At 75.1% G+C, this 15,848-nt stretch carries 15 protein-coding genes; 6 read left to right on the top strand and 9 right to left on the bottom strand.

Annotated features, from left to right (window positions below; genetic code table 11):
* Position 1 precedes the first annotated feature (1 nt).
* Together VF202_06880 and VF202_06875 are read left to right on the top strand one after the other, a co-directional pair.
* Positions 2-1,279 (top strand): hypothetical protein, encoded by a 1,278-nt coding sequence (locus VF202_06880; GenBank protein ID HEX7039813.1) that lies wholly within the window; start codon positions 2-4, stop codon positions 1,277-1,279.
* Positions 1,276-2,217, top strand: coding sequence for an NAD-dependent epimerase/dehydratase family protein (locus VF202_06875; GenBank protein HEX7039812.1), 942 nt, complete (start codon positions 1,276-1,278; stop codon positions 2,215-2,217). Before VF202_06880 ends, VF202_06875 begins: the two co-directional genes overlap by 4 nt.
* Here VF202_06875 and VF202_06870 read toward each other — a convergent pair.
* Complete coding sequence (locus VF202_06870; protein ID HEX7039811.1) at positions 2,207-3,088, bottom strand: hypothetical protein; 882 nt, start codon at positions 3,086-3,088, stop codon at positions 2,207-2,209. The genes VF202_06875 and VF202_06870 overlap by 11 nt on opposite strands.
* 126 nt (positions 3,089-3,214) lie before the next feature.
* Between VF202_06870 and VF202_06865 the strand changes: the two genes are divergently transcribed.
* Together VF202_06865 and VF202_06860 are read left to right on the top strand one after the other, a co-directional pair.
* Complete coding sequence (locus tag VF202_06865; GenBank protein HEX7039810.1) at positions 3,215-4,768, top strand: polysaccharide biosynthesis tyrosine autokinase; 1,554 nt, start codon at positions 3,215-3,217, stop codon at positions 4,766-4,768.
* Between the two features lie 133 nt (positions 4,769-4,901).
* Positions 4,902-5,270: a CAP domain-containing protein gene (locus tag VF202_06860; GenBank protein ID HEX7039809.1), complete on the top strand. Its 369-nt coding sequence runs from the start codon at positions 4,902-4,904 to the stop codon at positions 5,268-5,270.
* Here VF202_06860 and pxpB read toward each other — a convergent pair.
* The 6 genes from pxpB to VF202_06830 form a co-directional block, all read right to left on the bottom strand.
* Positions 5,267-6,787 (bottom strand): 5-oxoprolinase subunit PxpB, encoded by a 1,521-nt coding sequence (gene pxpB, locus VF202_06855; GenBank protein HEX7039808.1) that lies wholly within the window; start codon positions 6,785-6,787, stop codon positions 5,267-5,269. The genes VF202_06860 and pxpB overlap by 4 nt on opposite strands.
* Positions 6,788-6,801: 14 nt before the next feature.
* Positions 6,802-7,581: a 5-oxoprolinase subunit PxpA gene (locus VF202_06850; protein HEX7039807.1), complete on the bottom strand. Its 780-nt coding sequence runs from the start codon at positions 7,579-7,581 to the stop codon at positions 6,802-6,804.
* A gap of 173 nt (positions 7,582-7,754) precedes the next feature.
* The gene (locus tag VF202_06845) at positions 7,755-7,979 is read right to left on the bottom strand and encodes a CsbD family protein (GenBank protein ID HEX7039806.1); all 225 of its coding nucleotides are present in this window, start codon (positions 7,977-7,979) and stop codon (positions 7,755-7,757) included.
* A gap of 184 nt (positions 7,980-8,163) precedes the next feature.
* The gene (locus VF202_06840) at positions 8,164-8,412 is read right to left on the bottom strand and encodes a GlsB/YeaQ/YmgE family stress response membrane protein (GenBank protein ID HEX7039805.1); all 249 of its coding nucleotides are present in this window, start codon (positions 8,410-8,412) and stop codon (positions 8,164-8,166) included.
* Positions 8,413-8,581: 169 nt separating this feature from the next.
* A complete protein-coding gene (locus VF202_06835) occupies positions 8,582-9,955 on the bottom strand; it encodes a DUF4147 domain-containing protein (protein HEX7039804.1) in 1,374 nt (457 codons plus the stop codon).
* 192 nt (positions 9,956-10,147) lie between these two features.
* A complete protein-coding gene (locus tag VF202_06830) occupies positions 10,148-11,119 on the bottom strand; it encodes a quinone oxidoreductase (GenBank protein HEX7039803.1) in 972 nt (323 codons plus the stop codon).
* A gap of 86 nt (positions 11,120-11,205) precedes the next feature.
* On the opposite strand from VF202_06830, the gene VF202_06825 reads away from it, so the two are divergent.
* Positions 11,206-12,024 carry an aldo/keto reductase gene (locus tag VF202_06825; protein HEX7039802.1) on the top strand — a complete coding sequence of 273 codons (819 nt, stop codon included), beginning with the start codon at positions 11,206-11,208 and terminating at the stop codon, positions 12,022-12,024.
* Here VF202_06825 and VF202_06820 read toward each other — a convergent pair.
* Positions 11,934-12,668, bottom strand: coding sequence for a hypothetical protein (locus VF202_06820; protein ID HEX7039801.1), 735 nt, complete (start codon positions 12,666-12,668; stop codon positions 11,934-11,936). The two genes, VF202_06825 and VF202_06820, sit on opposite strands and share 91 nt — an antisense overlap.
* Positions 12,669-12,728: 60 nt before the next feature.
* Here VF202_06820 and uxaC point away from each other — a divergent pair, with 60 nt between their 5' ends.
* On the top strand, positions 12,729-14,153 hold the full coding sequence (gene uxaC, locus VF202_06815; protein HEX7039800.1) for a glucuronate isomerase: 1,425 nt from the start codon (positions 12,729-12,731) through the stop codon (positions 14,151-14,153).
* Positions 14,154-14,171: 18 nt separating this feature from the next.
* Here the strand turns inward: uxaC and VF202_06810 are convergent, their stop codons facing one another.
* The gene (locus VF202_06810) at positions 14,172-15,755 is read right to left on the bottom strand and encodes a right-handed parallel beta-helix repeat-containing protein (protein HEX7039799.1); all 1,584 of its coding nucleotides are present in this window, start codon (positions 15,753-15,755) and stop codon (positions 14,172-14,174) included.
* Between the last annotated feature and the right edge of the window lie 93 nt (positions 15,756-15,848).

The raw sequence follows: 15,848 nt of genomic DNA, 5'->3' as shown, positions 1-15,848 counted from the left end.
GGTGGCCGCCGGGACGGCGCCGCCCGAGATGAGCCTGCCGTGGCCCACGCTGCGGCGCTTCCTGGTTACGGTGGCGACGTGGTCCCTCCTGCTCGGAGTCCCCGCCGCCTACCTCGCCTACGCGTCGAGCCAGCGCGCCGCCCCCGTCTTCCTCGCCGAGGCCACGCTGCTCGCCCCGCTGCGCACGGTCGAGCTCGCCACGGGCGAAGAGCCGCCCGTGGCGCCGCCCCTGACGCCCCGCGCCTACCAGGCGGCGCTGCGCAGCGCCGCCCTGCTCGCGGACGCCGCCTCGCGCCTCACGGGCACCCCCGGCGACGCGCCCGACCCCGCGCTCGTGGAGGACCTGCGCGACGGCATGACGCTCCGCTGGGACGAGAGCACGCGCTCGATCACGCTCGTCGTCGGCGCCAGGGCCCACGACAGGGAGACCGCCATGGCGCGGGCGAACGCCGTCGCCGACGCGCTCGTGGCCTGGGACGATGCCAGGGCGCGCTCCGCGGCCGCGCGGGTCACGCTCTCCCTCGAGGAGCAGCTCGCCACGCTCGGGGACCAGCTCGCCGACCTGCGCGCCAGTGGCAGCCGCGCTGACCTGCCGCAGGTGGCGGCCGTCTCGCTCCTCACAGTCAGCGTGCGCGACGCGATCGCGGTGGCGCGGTCCCAGGCGGTGGTGGCGCGCGGCAACCTCGAGTTCCTGCAGCCGGCGACGCGCGCGTCGCAGGTGGCGCCCAGCCCCCTCGTGAACGCCGTGACGGTGTTCGCCCTCACGGCGATGGTCGTGCTGGCCGTCGCGCTCGTGCGCGCCGGCGCGGACAGGCGCGTGCACGCCGCCTCCGGGCTCGCCGACGTGGCCGGCGTGCCCGTGCTCGCCGACCTCACCAGGCGGACCGCCATCGCGCGCGGCAGCGGCCTGGGCGAGCTCCGCTTCCTCAAGGCGCACCTCGACCGCACCGTCCGGCCCGGCGGCGAGGTCCTGGTGGCCGGCGTCGCCGGCCAGGCCGTGCAGCAGGTGGCGACGGCGCTCGACAGGCTCTACGCGGAGTCGGGCGCGTCGCGGGCGGTGCGGGTGGTGGCCGCTGTCCTGGCCTCCGGAGAGGCGCTGGAGCGGGCCGCCGGCGCCGACGCCGTCGTGCTCGTCGCCGAGCCGCGCGCCGTCGACCGCATCGAGCTGCGCCAGTTGATGGCGTGGCTCGGCCGCGTGCGCGCGAACGTCGTCGGGCTCGTCGCCGCCAGGCCGGCGGGACGTCCGCGGGGGCGCCGCGCGCCGGGGAGGCCGGCGTGAGGGTGCTCGTGACGGGGGGCGCGGGCTTCATCGGCTCGCACCTCGTCGAGCGCCTGCGTTCGGCCGGCCACGACGTGCGCGTGCTCGACGACCTCTCCAGCGGACGCCACGGTGACCTGCTGGAGCGGCTCGGGGTCGAGCTGCTCGTGGGCGACGCGGCCGACGCAGCGGCCGCGGACGAGGCGGTGAGGGGCTGCGACGCCGTGTGCCACCTGGCCGCCGTCGCCTCGGTGGCGGAGTCGATCGAGCGTCCGCTGCGGACCCTGCGCGCGAACCTCGTCGGCACCGTCACGGTCCTCGAGGCCGCCGCCGCGGCCGGCGTGGGGCGGTTCGTCTACGCCAGCTCGGCCGCCGTCTACGGCGACGCGCGGGACCTGCCCCTGCGCGAGGACGCCAGGCCGCTGCCTCTCTCGCCCTACGCCGCCGACAAGCTCGCCGGCGAGCACTACCTCGGCCACTACCACCGCTCCGGCCTGCTGCGGGGGCACGCCTTCCGCTTCTTCAACGTCTACGGGCCGCGGCAGGACCCGAGGAGCCCCTACTCGGGCGTGATCAGCGTGTTCCTGGACCGCGCCGCGGCGGGCCTGCCGCTCGTCGTCGACGGCGACGGGCTCCAGACCCGCGACTTCGTCTACGTGAGCGACGTCGTCGACGTGCTGGCCCGCGCGCTGGCCGGGGCGGGCGACGACGAGGGCGACCTGCCCGTGACGAACGTCGGCCGGGGCGTGAGCGTGAGCGTGCTCGAGCTGGCCGAGGCCGTCGGGGAGGCGCTGGGAACGCGGCCCGACGTCGAGTTCGGCCCGCCGCGAGCGGGCGACGTGCGGCACTCGCGCGCCGACGTCACGCTCCTGACGCGCCGCTTCGGCTCGCCGCCCGCGACGTCCCTGGCCGAGGGCCTGAGGGCCACGGCGCGGGTGGCGGCCAGGCTCAGTAGCTGACGCCGGTGCTCGACCAGGCGCAGCCGGTCCACACGAACGTCGCCGACGCCTCGCCCGACGCCGAGAGCCGCTTGCCGGTGGCGATCTCGGTGACGCTGCCGGAGTACTCGACGACCACGGTCGCGGAGTCGCCGTCGATCGTCGTGCTCTTGACGTCGTAGCTGTAGGAGAGGTTCCGGTAGACGCTGCCGTAGGTGGCGCGGGCGCTGCGGATGAACTCGCGCACGGTGCTGGCCAGGGCGCCCTCCAGCGCGCTCTCGTCGGGCTCCGTGGGCTCGGCGCAGCCGGGCGCCAGCGCCCCGACGCCGCCCTCTATGCCCTCCCCGGCGCCCGTCTCCACGGGGAACGCGTAGCTGAGCCCCGCGGCGAGGTGGGGCGCCCAGCCGCGCCCGCCCAGCAGGGGCACCGAGGCGATGCCGCCCTCGATGTCGAAGCGGGCGTTGAGCCCCAGGGGCACGTGGGCGCCGAGCGCGGCGTGGTAGCTGATGTCGCGTCCGTAGAAGCCGGCGCCCACGCCCACGAACACGGGCACGGGGATCGGCAGCGGCGGGTAGGCGCGGACCTGCAGCCCGACGTAGGGGCCCACCGGCGTCCAGCTCGCCTTGGCCTGGAAGCCGAAGTGCCCCGACTGGAGCGACAGCGTGGGGGCGATCGTCTGGTAGCTGGGGAAGCCGGCGGATATGCCTATGGCGGCGAGGGCGGGCGTCCCCTCCTCGTCGGACCCCGCCGCGTCGGGCTGCTCCTCGGGCCCCGCCTCGGCGGGCTGAGCGGCGGGCGGCCGCTCCTCCGGCTCCGCCGGTGCGGGCTGCGCCGCGACCGACGCCAGCAGGAGCGCCGCGATCAGGACGGCCCAGTTCCGGGTAGCGAACATCCGAGAAGGTTACCAGCCGCCTCTTTGGGAATTGGGAGACGGTGTTAACCTTCGCGAATACGACGCGGCCGCAGCCGCGCGAGCGTCATGGGGGTCATGGGAGACGCGGCGCTGGGGTGGAAGGAAGTGGACGAACAACAGGAACCGACGCTACGTGACCTCTTCATGCTGCTGCGGCGCGGGCTGCCGTTCGCGCTGGCGGTGGCCGTGGGGTCGGCGGCGCTCACCTACCTGCTGAGCGCCAGGATGGCGCCGGACTACAAGGCCTCCGCCACCCTCCTGGCGAGCCGGCCGAACAGCTCGCTGCAGGGGTCCTTCGGCGTCTCCCTGGTGACCGCTCCCGTCATCGACGTGACCGCCTACCAGGCGGCCGCGACCAGCTCGCCGGTGCTCGCCGACGCCCTGGCGACCCTCGGCGTCGAGCAGCCGACCACCGCCGAGCTCGAGCGCTTCGAGCGCACCGTCGACGTGCGGGTGGAGAACGCCCAGCAGTCGAGCCTCATACGCATCTCCGTCCGCGACGGCGACCGCGAGGCGGCCGCCGCGAGCGCCAACGCCCTCGCCATGGCCCTGCTGCGCTGGGACGAGGACCGGGCGACGCAGAACCTGCAGAACGTCGTCAAGACGCTCGAGAGCCAGCTCCAGGCCATCACCGAGGAGATCGCCGCGGCGGCGGGAGAGGGCGAGGAGAGCCCGGAGCAGCTCGAGGGCCTGCGCTCCCTCCGCGCCGAGCGCACGAACCAGCTCAACGCCGCGCGCGCCCTGCTGACGTCGGCGGTCGGGCTGCTCGAGGTCCTCGAGCCGGCGGCGCCCCCGCTCGAGCCCGTGGCGCCGCGCCCCGTGCGCAACGCCGCGCTGGCGTTCGTCCTCGGCACGTTCCTCGTCTACGGGCTGGTGCTGCTCCGCGACGCCCTCGACACCCGCTTCCGCGGCGGGGAGGACCTGGTGCGCTCGACCGACCTGCCCCTGCTGGCCGAGTTCCCGCGCCTGGCGCCGGGCACCCGGCTGCTGCCGCGCGAGGCCTCGAGCTACCTGCGCACGAACCTCACCTTCGCGACCAGCGCCGCGCACCCCAAGGTCCTCCTCGTCACCAGCGCCGGCGCCGGCCAGGGCAAGACCTCCGTCTCCTGCAGCCTGGCCGAGAGCTTCGCCCGCAACGACTACCGCACGCTGCTCATCGACGGCGACCTGCGCAAGCCGATGGTCGCCCAGGTCTTCGGGATCGAGCCGAGCGGGAGGCGTCAGGGCGACCGCACGCCCACCGTGGAGAAGCTGCTCGCCGACCCGGACGTCGACGGCGGGCCCACGGACGTGGACCTCGGCGCCGGGACCCTCCGCGTCCTGCCCCAGTTCGAGGCGGCCCCCTCGCCCACCGAGCTGCTCTCGCGCGGCTTCTCCGCGCTGCTGGGCCGGTTCAAGGAGGACTACGACGTCATCATCATCGACAGCCCTCCCATACTGCCCGTCGCCGACGCCCTGACGATGGCGCCCCACACGACGGGCGTCGTGCTGGCCGTCAGCCTGCCCGACACCGACAGGCGGTCGGTGGGGGCCTCGATCGAGCTGCTCGAGCGCGTCGGCGTGAGGACCCTGGGCCTCGTCGCGACGAACATGGAGAAGGCCTCTGGCCGCGCCGGTGACTACGGCTACGGCTACGGGTACGGGTACGGCTACTCCTGAGGCGCGGCGGGCGGCGCGGCGCCGCGTCCTCCCGCTGGCCTGCCTCGCCTGCCTCGCCCTGGCCGCCTCCTGCGCCCCCGCCGAGCGCCCGGCCCGCGCCGGCGACCCGCTCGCCGCGGCGATGCTCGCGGAGGTGAACGCCGCCCGCGCCCAGCCGCGGTCGTGCGGCGACGCGTCGTTCCCGGCGGCGGGCCCGCTGCGGCTGAACGCGCGCCTCTCGGCGGCGGCGCAGGCGCACAGCGAGGACATGCTCCGGACGGGCACGCTCACCCACGTCGGGTCGGACGGCGGGACCGTCGTCGAGCGCGCGGAGCGCCAGGGCTACGTCTGGTCGCGGCTGGCCGAGAACGTCGCCTGGGGCTACGAGGACGTGAGCTCGGTCGTCGCCGGCTGGCTGGCGAGCCCCTCGCACTGCCGCAACATCATGGACGCCGGCTACGCCGAGCTGGGCGTGGGCCGCGCCGGGACGTTCTGGACGCAGGTGTTCGGCACGCCGCGCTAGCGGCGGCCGGGCGCCGCCACGAAGCGCAGCCCGTCGCCGGGCCTGAGCTGGGCCAGGCGGTGCAGGTCACCGGGGTGCACGACGGCCGGCTTGGCGTAGCCGCCCAGCGTGCCGCGGTCGGCCAGGAGCACGATCGGGCGGCCGCCGGGCGGGACCTGCACGGCGCCGATGGGCACGCCCTCCGAGGTGACCTCGCCGCCGGGCACCGCCGCGCCGGCCAGCCTCACGCCCACGCGGTCGGCCGCCGCGACCTCGAACTCGCCCGCCAGCAGCGCCGCCCAGGCCTCGGGGTCGCGCTGCGGACCCGGCAGCAGCCGCACCACGGCCACGCGCCCGAACGGTCCGCCGCTCCTCGGCCGCGCACCGTGGGGCTCGAAGCGCCTGCCCGTGGGCGGCGCGGACGCGGCCGACCGGCCGAGCACGTCGCCGGCGCGCAGGGGGCGTCCGACGAGCCCCCGCAGGTCCACGCTGGCGCTGCCGAGGAACCGCCGCGCGTCGAAGCCGCCCGCCACGGCCAGGTAGGAGCGGACGCCCGCGCCCGTGGGGACGAAGCGCAGCTCGTCTCCCCTCCGGACGGCGAAGGCCTGGTACGTGGGCGCCGGCGCCCCGTTCAGGCGCGGCTCCAGCGCCGGGCCCGTCACCGCCACCACGCACCCGGCCAGGGCGCGCAGGACCGGACCGGTCAGCGTGAGCTCGAGCACGGGCGCGGCGGGGTCGTTGCCCACGAGCTGGTTCGCCAGGCGGGCGGCCGGCGCGTCGAGCGGCCCGCCGCGTGCCAGGCCGAAGCGGCCCACCCCGAAGCGGCCGGCGTCGACGACGAGGTCGAGGAGGCCGGGAGAGGCGACCTCGAGCACCGGCAGCGCCGGCTCGGACGGCAGCAGCTCGAGCGGCTCCGGGTCGGGCGGCGGCGAGCCGCGCCCCGGCGGGACCGGCACGAAGCGCACGCGGTCGCCCACGCCGAGGAGGAACGGCTCCTCGCGCCGCGGGTCGTAGACGGACGCGAGGGCGCGGCCGACGAGGTTCCAGCCCCCCGGGCTCGGGACGGGGTAGACGCCCGACTGGTGGTTCGCGATCCCCACGGAGTGCGCCGGCACCCTGGCGCGCGGCTCGGGGCGGCGCGGCGCGGCGAGGTCGGGGGGCAGGCCGCTCAGGAACGGGAAGCCGGGCGAGAAGCCCACGGCGCGCACGACGTACTCGGCGCCGGCGTGCCTGGCCGCGGCCTCCTCCGGCGACAGGCCGGCGCGCGCCGCGACCTCGGCCAGGTCGGGGCCGTGCTCGCCGCCGTAGACGACGGGCACCTCGACGAGCCGGCCCTGGCCCACGGCGGCCTCTCCGGCGGCGTCCGCGGCGCGGAGGAGGTCGTCCCCGCCGGGGCGTCCCGGCAGGTGCTCGACGAGCGTCGAGTCGTAGGCGGGCAGCACGTCGCGCACGCCGGGCAGAGTCAGCAGGGCCTCGACCACCGGCGGCGCCACGTAGGGCTCGCCGCGCAGGTAGGTCCAGGCGGCGCCCGCCGGCACCGGCCGCGCTCGGCTCAGAAGGGCCGCACCGCCACGCCGGCCGCCTCGAGGGCCGACCTCACCGCCGCCGCGACGGCCGGGGCGCCCGGACCGTCGCCGTGGACGCACAGCGTCTGGGCCGTCACCAGCACCTCGCCGCCGTCCAGGGCCGCCACGGGCTCGCCGGTCGCGAAAGCCACCGCGCGCGCCGCGACCGCCTCGGGGTCGGAGATCGTGGCCCCGGCCATCGAGCGCGGGGCCAGCTCGCCGCTGGAGAGGTAGGCCCTGTCGGGGAAGGCCTCGGTCACGACGCGCACGCCCACCCTCTCGACCGCGGACCTGGCCATCTCCCCGCCGGGTCCGGCGAGCATCACCACGGGCAGCCGCTGGTCGAAGGCCGCCACGGCGCGGGCGAAGGCGTCGGCGAGGCGCTCGTTGCCGTGGAGGTCGGTGTGGAGGGCGCCGTGCGCCTTCACGTGGCTGAGCCGGGCCCCGGCCACGGCGACGAGCGCGGACAGGGCGCCGAGCTGGTAGACGACGTCGGCGAACAGCTCGTCGGTGGAGACGCTCATGTGCCGGCGGCCGAAGCCGACGAGGTCGCGGTAGCCGGGGTGGGCGCCGAGCGCCAGGCCGGACTCGAGGGCCGTGGCGATCGAGCGCCGCAGGCCCGCGGGGTCACCGGCGTGGAAGCCGCAGGCCAGGTGGACCGAGGTGAGGTGGGGGAACAGCGCCGCCTCGTCCACCACCGCGTACCGGCCGAACGACTCGCCGGCGTCGGCGGCGATGTCGACAGCTGGTGACCGGCTGGGGTCCATGCCGGATGGTAGCAGCGCGCCGGTCTTCGTTCACGGGGCGTCCGCGAGGGCGTTCGCCGAGAGGACCGCGTACCGTCACGCGACGGCCCCGTGGGAACTCGCTCCCACGGGGCCGCAGGTCACTCGGCGTGGGGCCGCCCGGGGGCCGCCCCGGCTCGGCTCCGACCGCCTGGCTAGGCCCTGCCGAAGCCCGCCTCGCGCCCGTGGGCGTCGAGCCACTCGTCGAGGCGGCGCTGCGCCTCGTCGCGGCTGTAGCCGTAGCGCTCCTGGATGCGGCCGACGAGCTGGTCGTAGTTGCCCTCGGCCATCGTGAGGTCGTCGTCGGTGAGCTTGCCCCACTGCTCCTTGATGGAGCCCCTGAGCTGCTTCCAGTTGCCCTGCAGCACGTCCCTGTTCATGAGCGAACCTCCCTCGTCGCTGCCAGACCGTGGCGCGCCGAACCCGGCTGCGCCTCTCTCGCGGTCACGAGCCCAACCTAGGACGGTGCCGTGTTAAGCGCGTGGCAGCCACATGTGCGAGGCCCACGAGAACGGCCGGGCGACATCGCGCCCGGCCGCTGCCGATGGGGCTTCGTGCGCCCGGCTACGCTCTGCGGAACAGCCGGGCTATGGCGATGATGATGATCGCGCCCACTATGGCGACCAGCAGGCTGGGCAGGTTGAACCCCGTCACGCCCTGGGCGCCGAACCGGTTGAAGACCCACCCGCCGACGATCGCCCCGATGATGCCGAGGATGATGTCGACCACCACGCTCTGGCCGCGGGTCCCCATGATGACGCTGGCGATCCAGCCCGCGAGCGCTCCGAAGATGATCCACAGCAGGATGTTCACGCGCTTCCTCCCTCACTCGCCGCTCCAACGCGGCCCCTCAGCGCAGCGACAAGGAACCTGCTCCCGTCATCGACCGACGAGCTCGGAGTCAGGCGCTCTGCCGGTGACACATGTATAGGGGCAGGGAGGCACCGGGTCAGTGCCGCCGGGCACACGGCGGTGACGGACGTCACGCCCCTGGCGAGGCCTCGGCGGGCGGGAGCAGCACGACCCTGAGGTCGTTGAGGTTGTGCCCGGTGGGCCCCGTCACGAGCTGGTCGCCCAGGCGCGAGAAGAAGCCGGCGGAGTCGTTGTCGCGCAGCATCGCGGCGGCGTCGAGGCCCAGCGCGGCCGCGCGCGACAGCGTGTCGGGCGTGACGAACGCGCCCGCCGCCTCGCTGGCGCCGTCGATGCCGTCCGACCCCGCCGACAGCGCCCAGACGTTCGCGTCCGGCGCTCGCTCGCGGAGCGCCAGGGCGAACGCGAGGGCGAACTCCTGGTTGCGTCCGCCGCGGCCGGAGCCGCGGACCGTCACCGTGGCCTCGCCGGCGCTCAGGAGCGCCGCCGGGCGCGAGCGCTCCAGGCGCCCGAGACGCCAGGCGACGTAGGGCGGGTCGGCGGCGAGGAGCGGCAGCAGCGGCCTGGTTTCGGCGCCGTGGAGCACGGCCGCCACGAGCTGCGCGTGGCGGTCGGCCAGCTCGCCGGCCTCGCCTCCCAGGTCGTGGTGGAGCTGGATCACCTGCACGTCGAGGCTCCGCTCGAGGTAGGCGGCGGCTTCCTCGAGCAGCGTCCGCGAGGTCCCGGCCACCGTGGCGGCGGACCTGGCGTCGGCCGCGGAGCCCGGCTTGACGGTCTCGGGCAGCTCGCCGCGCGCGCCGCGCCGGAAGCAGTCCGCCGCCGCCAGCGTCGCCTCGCCCGGGTAGCGGGCCAGCACGGCGAGGGCGTCGTCGAAGGTGGTGGGGTCGGCGACGCCGGGCCCCGAGGCGATGTCCCACGGGGCGTCGCCCGGCACGTCGGAGAGGAGCAGCGACAGGACGCGCGCCCGCGTGGCGGCCAGCAGGCCGCCCCCCTTGATCCGCGACAGGTGGCGCCTGACCGCGTTCAGCTCGCCTATGTCGGCGCCGGCCCGCTGCAGGTGCGCGGTCAGCCGCCGCTTCTCCTCGAGGTCCACGTGCTCGGGCGCGCTCCACAGGGAGCTGCCGCCGCCGGAGACGAGCAGCAGGAGCAGGTCGTCGGTGGAGAGGCGCGCCGCCGACGCGAGCGCGCGGTCGGCCGCGGCGACGCTCCTCGCGTCGGGCAGCGGGTGGGACCCGGGCAGCAGCTCGCCGCCCGCCGGGAGCGGCTCCTCGCCCGCTCCGCGTCCGGCGGCCCGCGCCGCCGGCGGGGTCGCGAGCCAGGGCACGCCGGGGAAGCGCGACAGAGCGGCCCTCAGCATCGGCAGCGAGGCCTTGCCGACGGCGAGTACGAGTGCGGGGCGCTCGTCGGGCAGGGCCCGCAGCGTCAGCACGCGCGGGTCGGCGCCCTCCAGGGCACGGCGGAACGTGGACTCGAGGATCTCCCGCACTGGCAGCACCTTAGCCGCCGGTGCGGCGGGGCGCGGTGTGTCGCTCGGCCACTCGGAGCCCGACGGCTCGGCGCCCCTGGTCTGGACGGCTCGGCGCGCCGCTCGGCGCCTCTGGTCTTGACGGCTCGGCGACTCGCCTCCCCACGGCGGGGCCCGGCCGGCCGGCGTCCGGGCCGGACGCGCGCGGCCGTCCTAGGGCAGCAGCACGGTGGAGCCGGTGGTCCGGCGGGACTCCAGCGCCCTGTGGGCCTCGGCGGCGTCGGCCAGCGCGAAGCGCTGGTTCACCTTCACCTCGAGCACGCCCCGCGCCACGGCGTCGAACACGGCCGCGGCCGCGGTGCGGAGCTGCTCGGTCGTGGCCATGTAGGTGGCCGTGGTCGGCCGCGTGACGTAGAGAGAGCCCTTCTCGGCGAGGACCACGAGGCTCGGGATCGACACGGGACCCGACGCGTTGCCGTAGGAGACGAGCAGCCCGCGCGGGCGCAGGCTGTCGAGCGAGCCCTCGAACGTGGCGCGTCCCACGCCGTCGTAGACGACGTCGACGCCGCGCCCGCCGGTGAGCTCGCGCACCCGCTGCGCGAAGTCCTCGGACGAGTAGTCGATGACGTGGTCGGCGCCGAGGGCCTTGGCGCGCTCGACCTTCTCGCGCGTGCCGGCGGTGCCGATCACGACGGCGCCGAGGTGCTTCGCCCACGGCACCAGCAGCGACCCGACACCGCCCGCGGCCGCGTGCACGAGCACGGTCTCGCCCGGCTTCACCCTCCAGGTCTCGTGCAGCAGGTAGTAGGCCGTGACGCCCTTGAGGGTCACCGCCGCGGCGGTCTCGTAGTCGACCCCGTCGGGGATGGGCACGAGCCGAGCGGCCGGGATGTTGCGCTCCTCGGCGTAGGCGCCCACCGGCCCCTGGTAGCTGACGCGGTCGCCGACCTTCACGTCGGTCACGCCCTCGCCCACGGCGACGACGTCGCCGGCCGCCTCGTTCCCGGCCACGAACGGCAGGGTCATCCTGTAGAGGCCGGAGCGCTGGTAGGTGTCGATGAAGTTGAGGCCGATGGCGCGGTGCCTGAGGCGCACCTCGCCGGGCCCGGGCGGCGGGAGCTCCCGGTCCTCCAGGCGCAGGACCTCGGGGCCGCCGTGCTCGCGGACGAAGACAGCTCTGCTCACCAACTCACCCCATCCCCGGCCGCCCGGCCGACGCCGCGGCGGCTCGGCGCCTCCCATCGTACCGACAGCAGCGTTTACCCTTGGCCATGGCGCAGCGCATCCGCTTGAACGACGGCCGCACGATGCCCACGCTGGGGCTGGGGACCTGGCCCATGGACGACGCCGAGGCCGAGCGCGTCGTCGCGAGGGCGCTGGAGCTCGGCTACCGCCACGTCGACACGGCGGTCCGCTACGGCAACGAGCGCGGCGTGGGCCGCGGGATCGCCGCCAGCGGCCTGCCCCGCGAGGAGGTCTTCGTCACGACGAAGGTCGACGGGGAGCACATGGGCGTCGGCAAGGCCGAGATCGGCCTGCGCGGTTCGCTGGTCCGGCTGGGGCTCGAGTACGTGGACCTGCTGCTGATACACTGGCCGCTGCCCGCGCGCGACCTCTACGTGGACACCTGGCGCACGTTCGAGCGCCTGCGGGACGCCGGGCTGGTCCGCTCGATCGGCGTGTCGAACTTCAAGCCCGCGCACCTCGAGAGGCTCGCGAGGGAGACCGCGACGGTCCCGGCCGTGAACCAGGTCCAGCTCAACCCCTACGTCACGCGCGAGGACCACCGTCGCTACCACGACGAGCACGGCATCGTGACGGTCTCGTACAGCCCCCTGGGCAAGGGGGGCGAGCTGCTCTCCGACCCCGTGGTGGCGCGCGTCGCGGCGGCCCACGGACGGACGCCGGCGCAGGTCGTTCTGCGCTGGCACCTGCAGCTCGGCCTCGTGCCCATACCCAAGACCTCGCACGAGGACAGGCTGCGCGAGAACCTAGACGTCTACTCCTTCGACCTCACGCCCGACGAGATGACGGCCTTGAGCGCCCTCGACAGGGGCCGCGGCGTGGACTCCGACGCCGTGGGCCACTGACGGTCGGGCAGCTCCACGACCGTGTAGGGCAGGAACGCCTGCACGAGCGGCCCGATGCTCAGCGCGAACGCCAACGTGGCCCAGCCGACGACGCCGCCGAGCAGGAAGCCGGCGGCCACGACGACGACCTCGATGCCCGTGCGCACCAGGCGGATCGAGCGGCCCGTGACGCGGGCCAGGCCGGTCATGAGGCCGTCGCGCGGGCCGCGCCCGAACTGGCTGCCCATGTAGAGCGCCGTGGCGTAGCCGTTCACGACGATGCCGGCGGCGGCGTACGCCACGCGCCAGGCCAGCCCTCCGGGCAGAGCGGCGGGGTCGGGCAGCACGCGCAGCCACAGGTCGGTGAACAGGCCGATGAGGACGGCGTTGGCGACGGTGCCGACGCCCGGCGTCTCGCGCAGGGGCACCCACAGGAGCAGCACGGCGAGGCCGGTGAGGATCATCACGGTGCCTATCGAGAGGGGCAGGCGCCCGGCCAGGCCCTGGTGCAGCACGTCCCAGGGCATGGCGCCGAGGTTCGCGGCCAGGAGCAGCGCGATGGAGAGGCCGAAGACGAAGAGGCCGAAGACGAGCTGGGCGAACCGCCGCGGCAGCCGGCCGGCCCTGAGCTGGTCCACGGGGCCTAGGTCGCGGAGCTTGAGCACCAGCAGACGGTATCACCAGACGCCGGACGGCCTGTGCTAAGGGTTAGTCGGGCGTCGCCCATGGCCAGGGACGGTTGGAACCTAGACCCGGACAGGTGCTTCTCGCCCGACCCCGGCGTGCGCGCCAGGGCGCGGGAGCTGCACGACGCGGTGAAGGGGCTGCCCATCGTCTCCCCCCACGGCCACGTCGACGCGCGGCACCTGGCCGACGAGGGCGCCCGACCCGCCGACCCGGCGACGCTGTTCGTCACCTCGGACCACTACGTCTTCGGGCGCCTGTACGCGCACGGCGTGGCGCACGAGGACCTCGGCCTGGTGCCCGCCGGCGGCGGCGGCGAGGCGGAGCGCGACCCCCGGGCGGTGTGGCGCCGCTTCTGCGAGCGCTTCGACCTCTTCGACGGCACGCCCGCGGGCCTCTGGCTGAAGACCGCCCTCGTGCACGTCTTCGGCGTGCGGGAGCGTCCCTCCGCGGAGAACGCCGACAGGCTCTTCGACGCGCTCGCCGAGGCCCTGTCCTCGCCCGAGCTGGCGCCGCGGGAGCTGATGAAGCGGTTCGGCGTCGAGTTCCTGGCGACGACCGACCCGGCCGACGCGACGCTGGAGGAGCACCGCGACGCGCAGGACGCGGGCCTGCGCGTGGTGCCGACGTTCAGGCCGGACGCGCTGATGCAGGTCGCCGACCCGGGCTGGCGCGACAGGCTCGACCGGCTCGCCGCGCTGGTGGGCTTCGAGGTCGACTCCCTCGAGGCCTTCGTGGAGGCGATCGCGGCGCGGCGGCGCGCCTTCAGGGAGGCCGGCGCGGCGGCCAGCGACCACGCCACGACGAGCTCGTCGCTGGAGGCGATGGACAACGACAGCGCCGCCGAGCTCTTCGCCAGGGCGCTGCAGGGTCAGGCCGACGGCGCGGACGCCGAGCGCTTCCACGCTCACATGCTCTTCGAGATGGCGCGCATGGCCACGGAGGACGGGCTCGTCATGCAGCTCCACCTCGGCAGCCTGAGGAACCACGACCTGCGCCTCCTCGACCGCTTCGGCCCCGAGATGGGCGCCGACGTCCCCGTGGCGATGGACCTCACCCGCGGCCTGCAGTCGCTCCTCAACGCCTTCGGCGGCGACGAGCGCTTCCGCCTGGTGGTCTACACGCTCGACGAGGCCACCTACTCGCGTGAGCTCGCGCCCCTCGCCGGCCACTACCCGGCCGTCAGGCTCGGCAGCCCCTGGTGGTTCCACGACTCGGTGCACGGCATCGAGCGCTACCTGGGCGCCGTGGTCGAGATCGCCGGCTTCGCCAAGCTGGCCGGCTTCGTCGACGACGCCAGGTCGCTGCCGATGCTCTACGCCAGGCACGACGTCTGGCGGCGCACGACCTGCGACTGGCTCGCCCGCCTCGAGGTCCGGGGGCTCCTCGACGCCGACGCGTCCGAGCGGTGGGCGCGGTGGCTCGCCCACGGCGCGGCCGTCGACGCGTTCAGGCTGGCCGACTGACGCTGGGCCGCCGGCGGGCTAGCGGTCCTCGGCGTCCGGGTCGCTCCCCGTGCCGAGCGGGTCGGCCTGGGACGCGAGCGCCCCGAGCGCGTTGGCGTCGGCCGCCACGTCGTCCTGCGCCTCGAACGCGCCCAGGTCCGCCGCGGCGCCGAGGAACGGCAGGCCCACGTCGAGGCCCGCGTCGATGGCGGGGCTGTCGGGCCGCAGCCTGAGGAAGTCGGGGGAGGCAGGGTCGGTGGAGACGAACAGCGGGTCGGAGATGCCCAGGTCCCAGGTGTTGTTGCGGCTTGTCGGCCTCGTGCCGCCGGCCGCCTCGACGTCGATGAGGACGCCCTGCGCGTCGCGGAAGCTGATGTTGTTGGCCACCAGCGAGCGCTCGATCCCCGGCCGCCCGCGGACGGCGAAGCCGAAGCCGCCGGCGTCGAACGACGTGTTGTTGTAGATCTCCAGGCCCCCCGCGCCGTTGTCGGTGAAGTTGTGGGCCCGGTTCGAGAAGGCGACGTTGAAGCGCACCACGTTGCCCGACGAGATGCCGTTGCGCCCGAGCTTGAAGCCCATCCCGTTGCCGACCGTGCCCCGGCCGTTGCGGAACGAGGCGCTGCGCTCGACCAGGGTGTCGGTCGAGGCCCAGATGTCGATGCCGTCGTCGGAGTTCTCGTAGGCCAGCACGCGCCTCAGCACGTTCCCGCTGCCGTGGTCGACGTTGAAGCCGTCGGCGCTCTCGCCGCCGTTCGAGCGCGAGAAGTTGTCGTAGCTCACCGTGTCCTCGACGAGGTTCTCGTCGCCGGCGATGTAGATGCCGTCGCCGTGGTTCGAGTGCGAGACGACGTTCCTCACCACGTGGTGGCTGCCCTCCAGCGCCAGGCCGCGTCCGGCGCTGTTGCGGAAGGTGATGCCGTCGAACACGTACCAGTCGAGGCCGACGATCCTGACGAGCTCCGGCGCGCTGGGGTTCTTCGACCAGGCGGGGCGCTCCACGTGGCTCCCGTCGACGATCGCCCTCTCGCCCGGGTAGCTGCCGAAGGTGATGGGAGCCCCCTCCTCCCCGCTGCGCCTCCACGAGTCGGCGGTGTTGTACTCGTAGTAGACGCCGCCCCGCAGCAGCACGACGTCGCCGGGCCGCACCACCGCAGCGGCCTTCTCGATCGTGCGGAAAGGCGTGGAGATGGTGCGCCCGTCGTTGCGGTCGTCGCCGTCGGGGGAGACGTAGTAGTCCGCCTCGGCGACGACGACGCTCACCGTCACCTCGCGCGACGCCGTGCGGCCCGCGGCCTCCGCCCTGACCAGCAGCCTGTAGGTGCCGGGCTCGGCGAAGGTCGCCGTGACGTCGAAGCCCTCCCCCTCGAAGGCGACCTCGCCGGGGCCCGACAGCACCTCCCACGAGACCGCCTCCGCCTCGACCTCCCGACCGCCGAGCCGCGCGCTGCCGCCCAGCTCCAGCGCGTGAGGGTAGAGGTGCACCCACTCGTCCTCGACCTCGAGCGTGAGGTCGGCTCCTGGACCGGGCTGCGAGGTGCCCAGCATCGCGGAGAAGGCCGCGAGGAGGGCGATCGCGACGTAGAGACCGGCCCTCCTTCTCGTTCCCTGTGTGTGTTGGGGCATCGTCCTTCCCGCTCGCCTCAGAGGAACCGATCATATCGCCCAGGCGACGGCGCGACCGTGGGCACGCCACGCCCGACCCGCCCGGGGGGCGGG

This window comes from Trueperaceae bacterium (assembly GCA_036381035.1).
Classification (GTDB): domain Bacteria; phylum Deinococcota; class Deinococci; order Deinococcales; family Trueperaceae; genus DASRWD01.
This window is presented reverse-complemented; position numbering and strand designations above follow the sequence as displayed.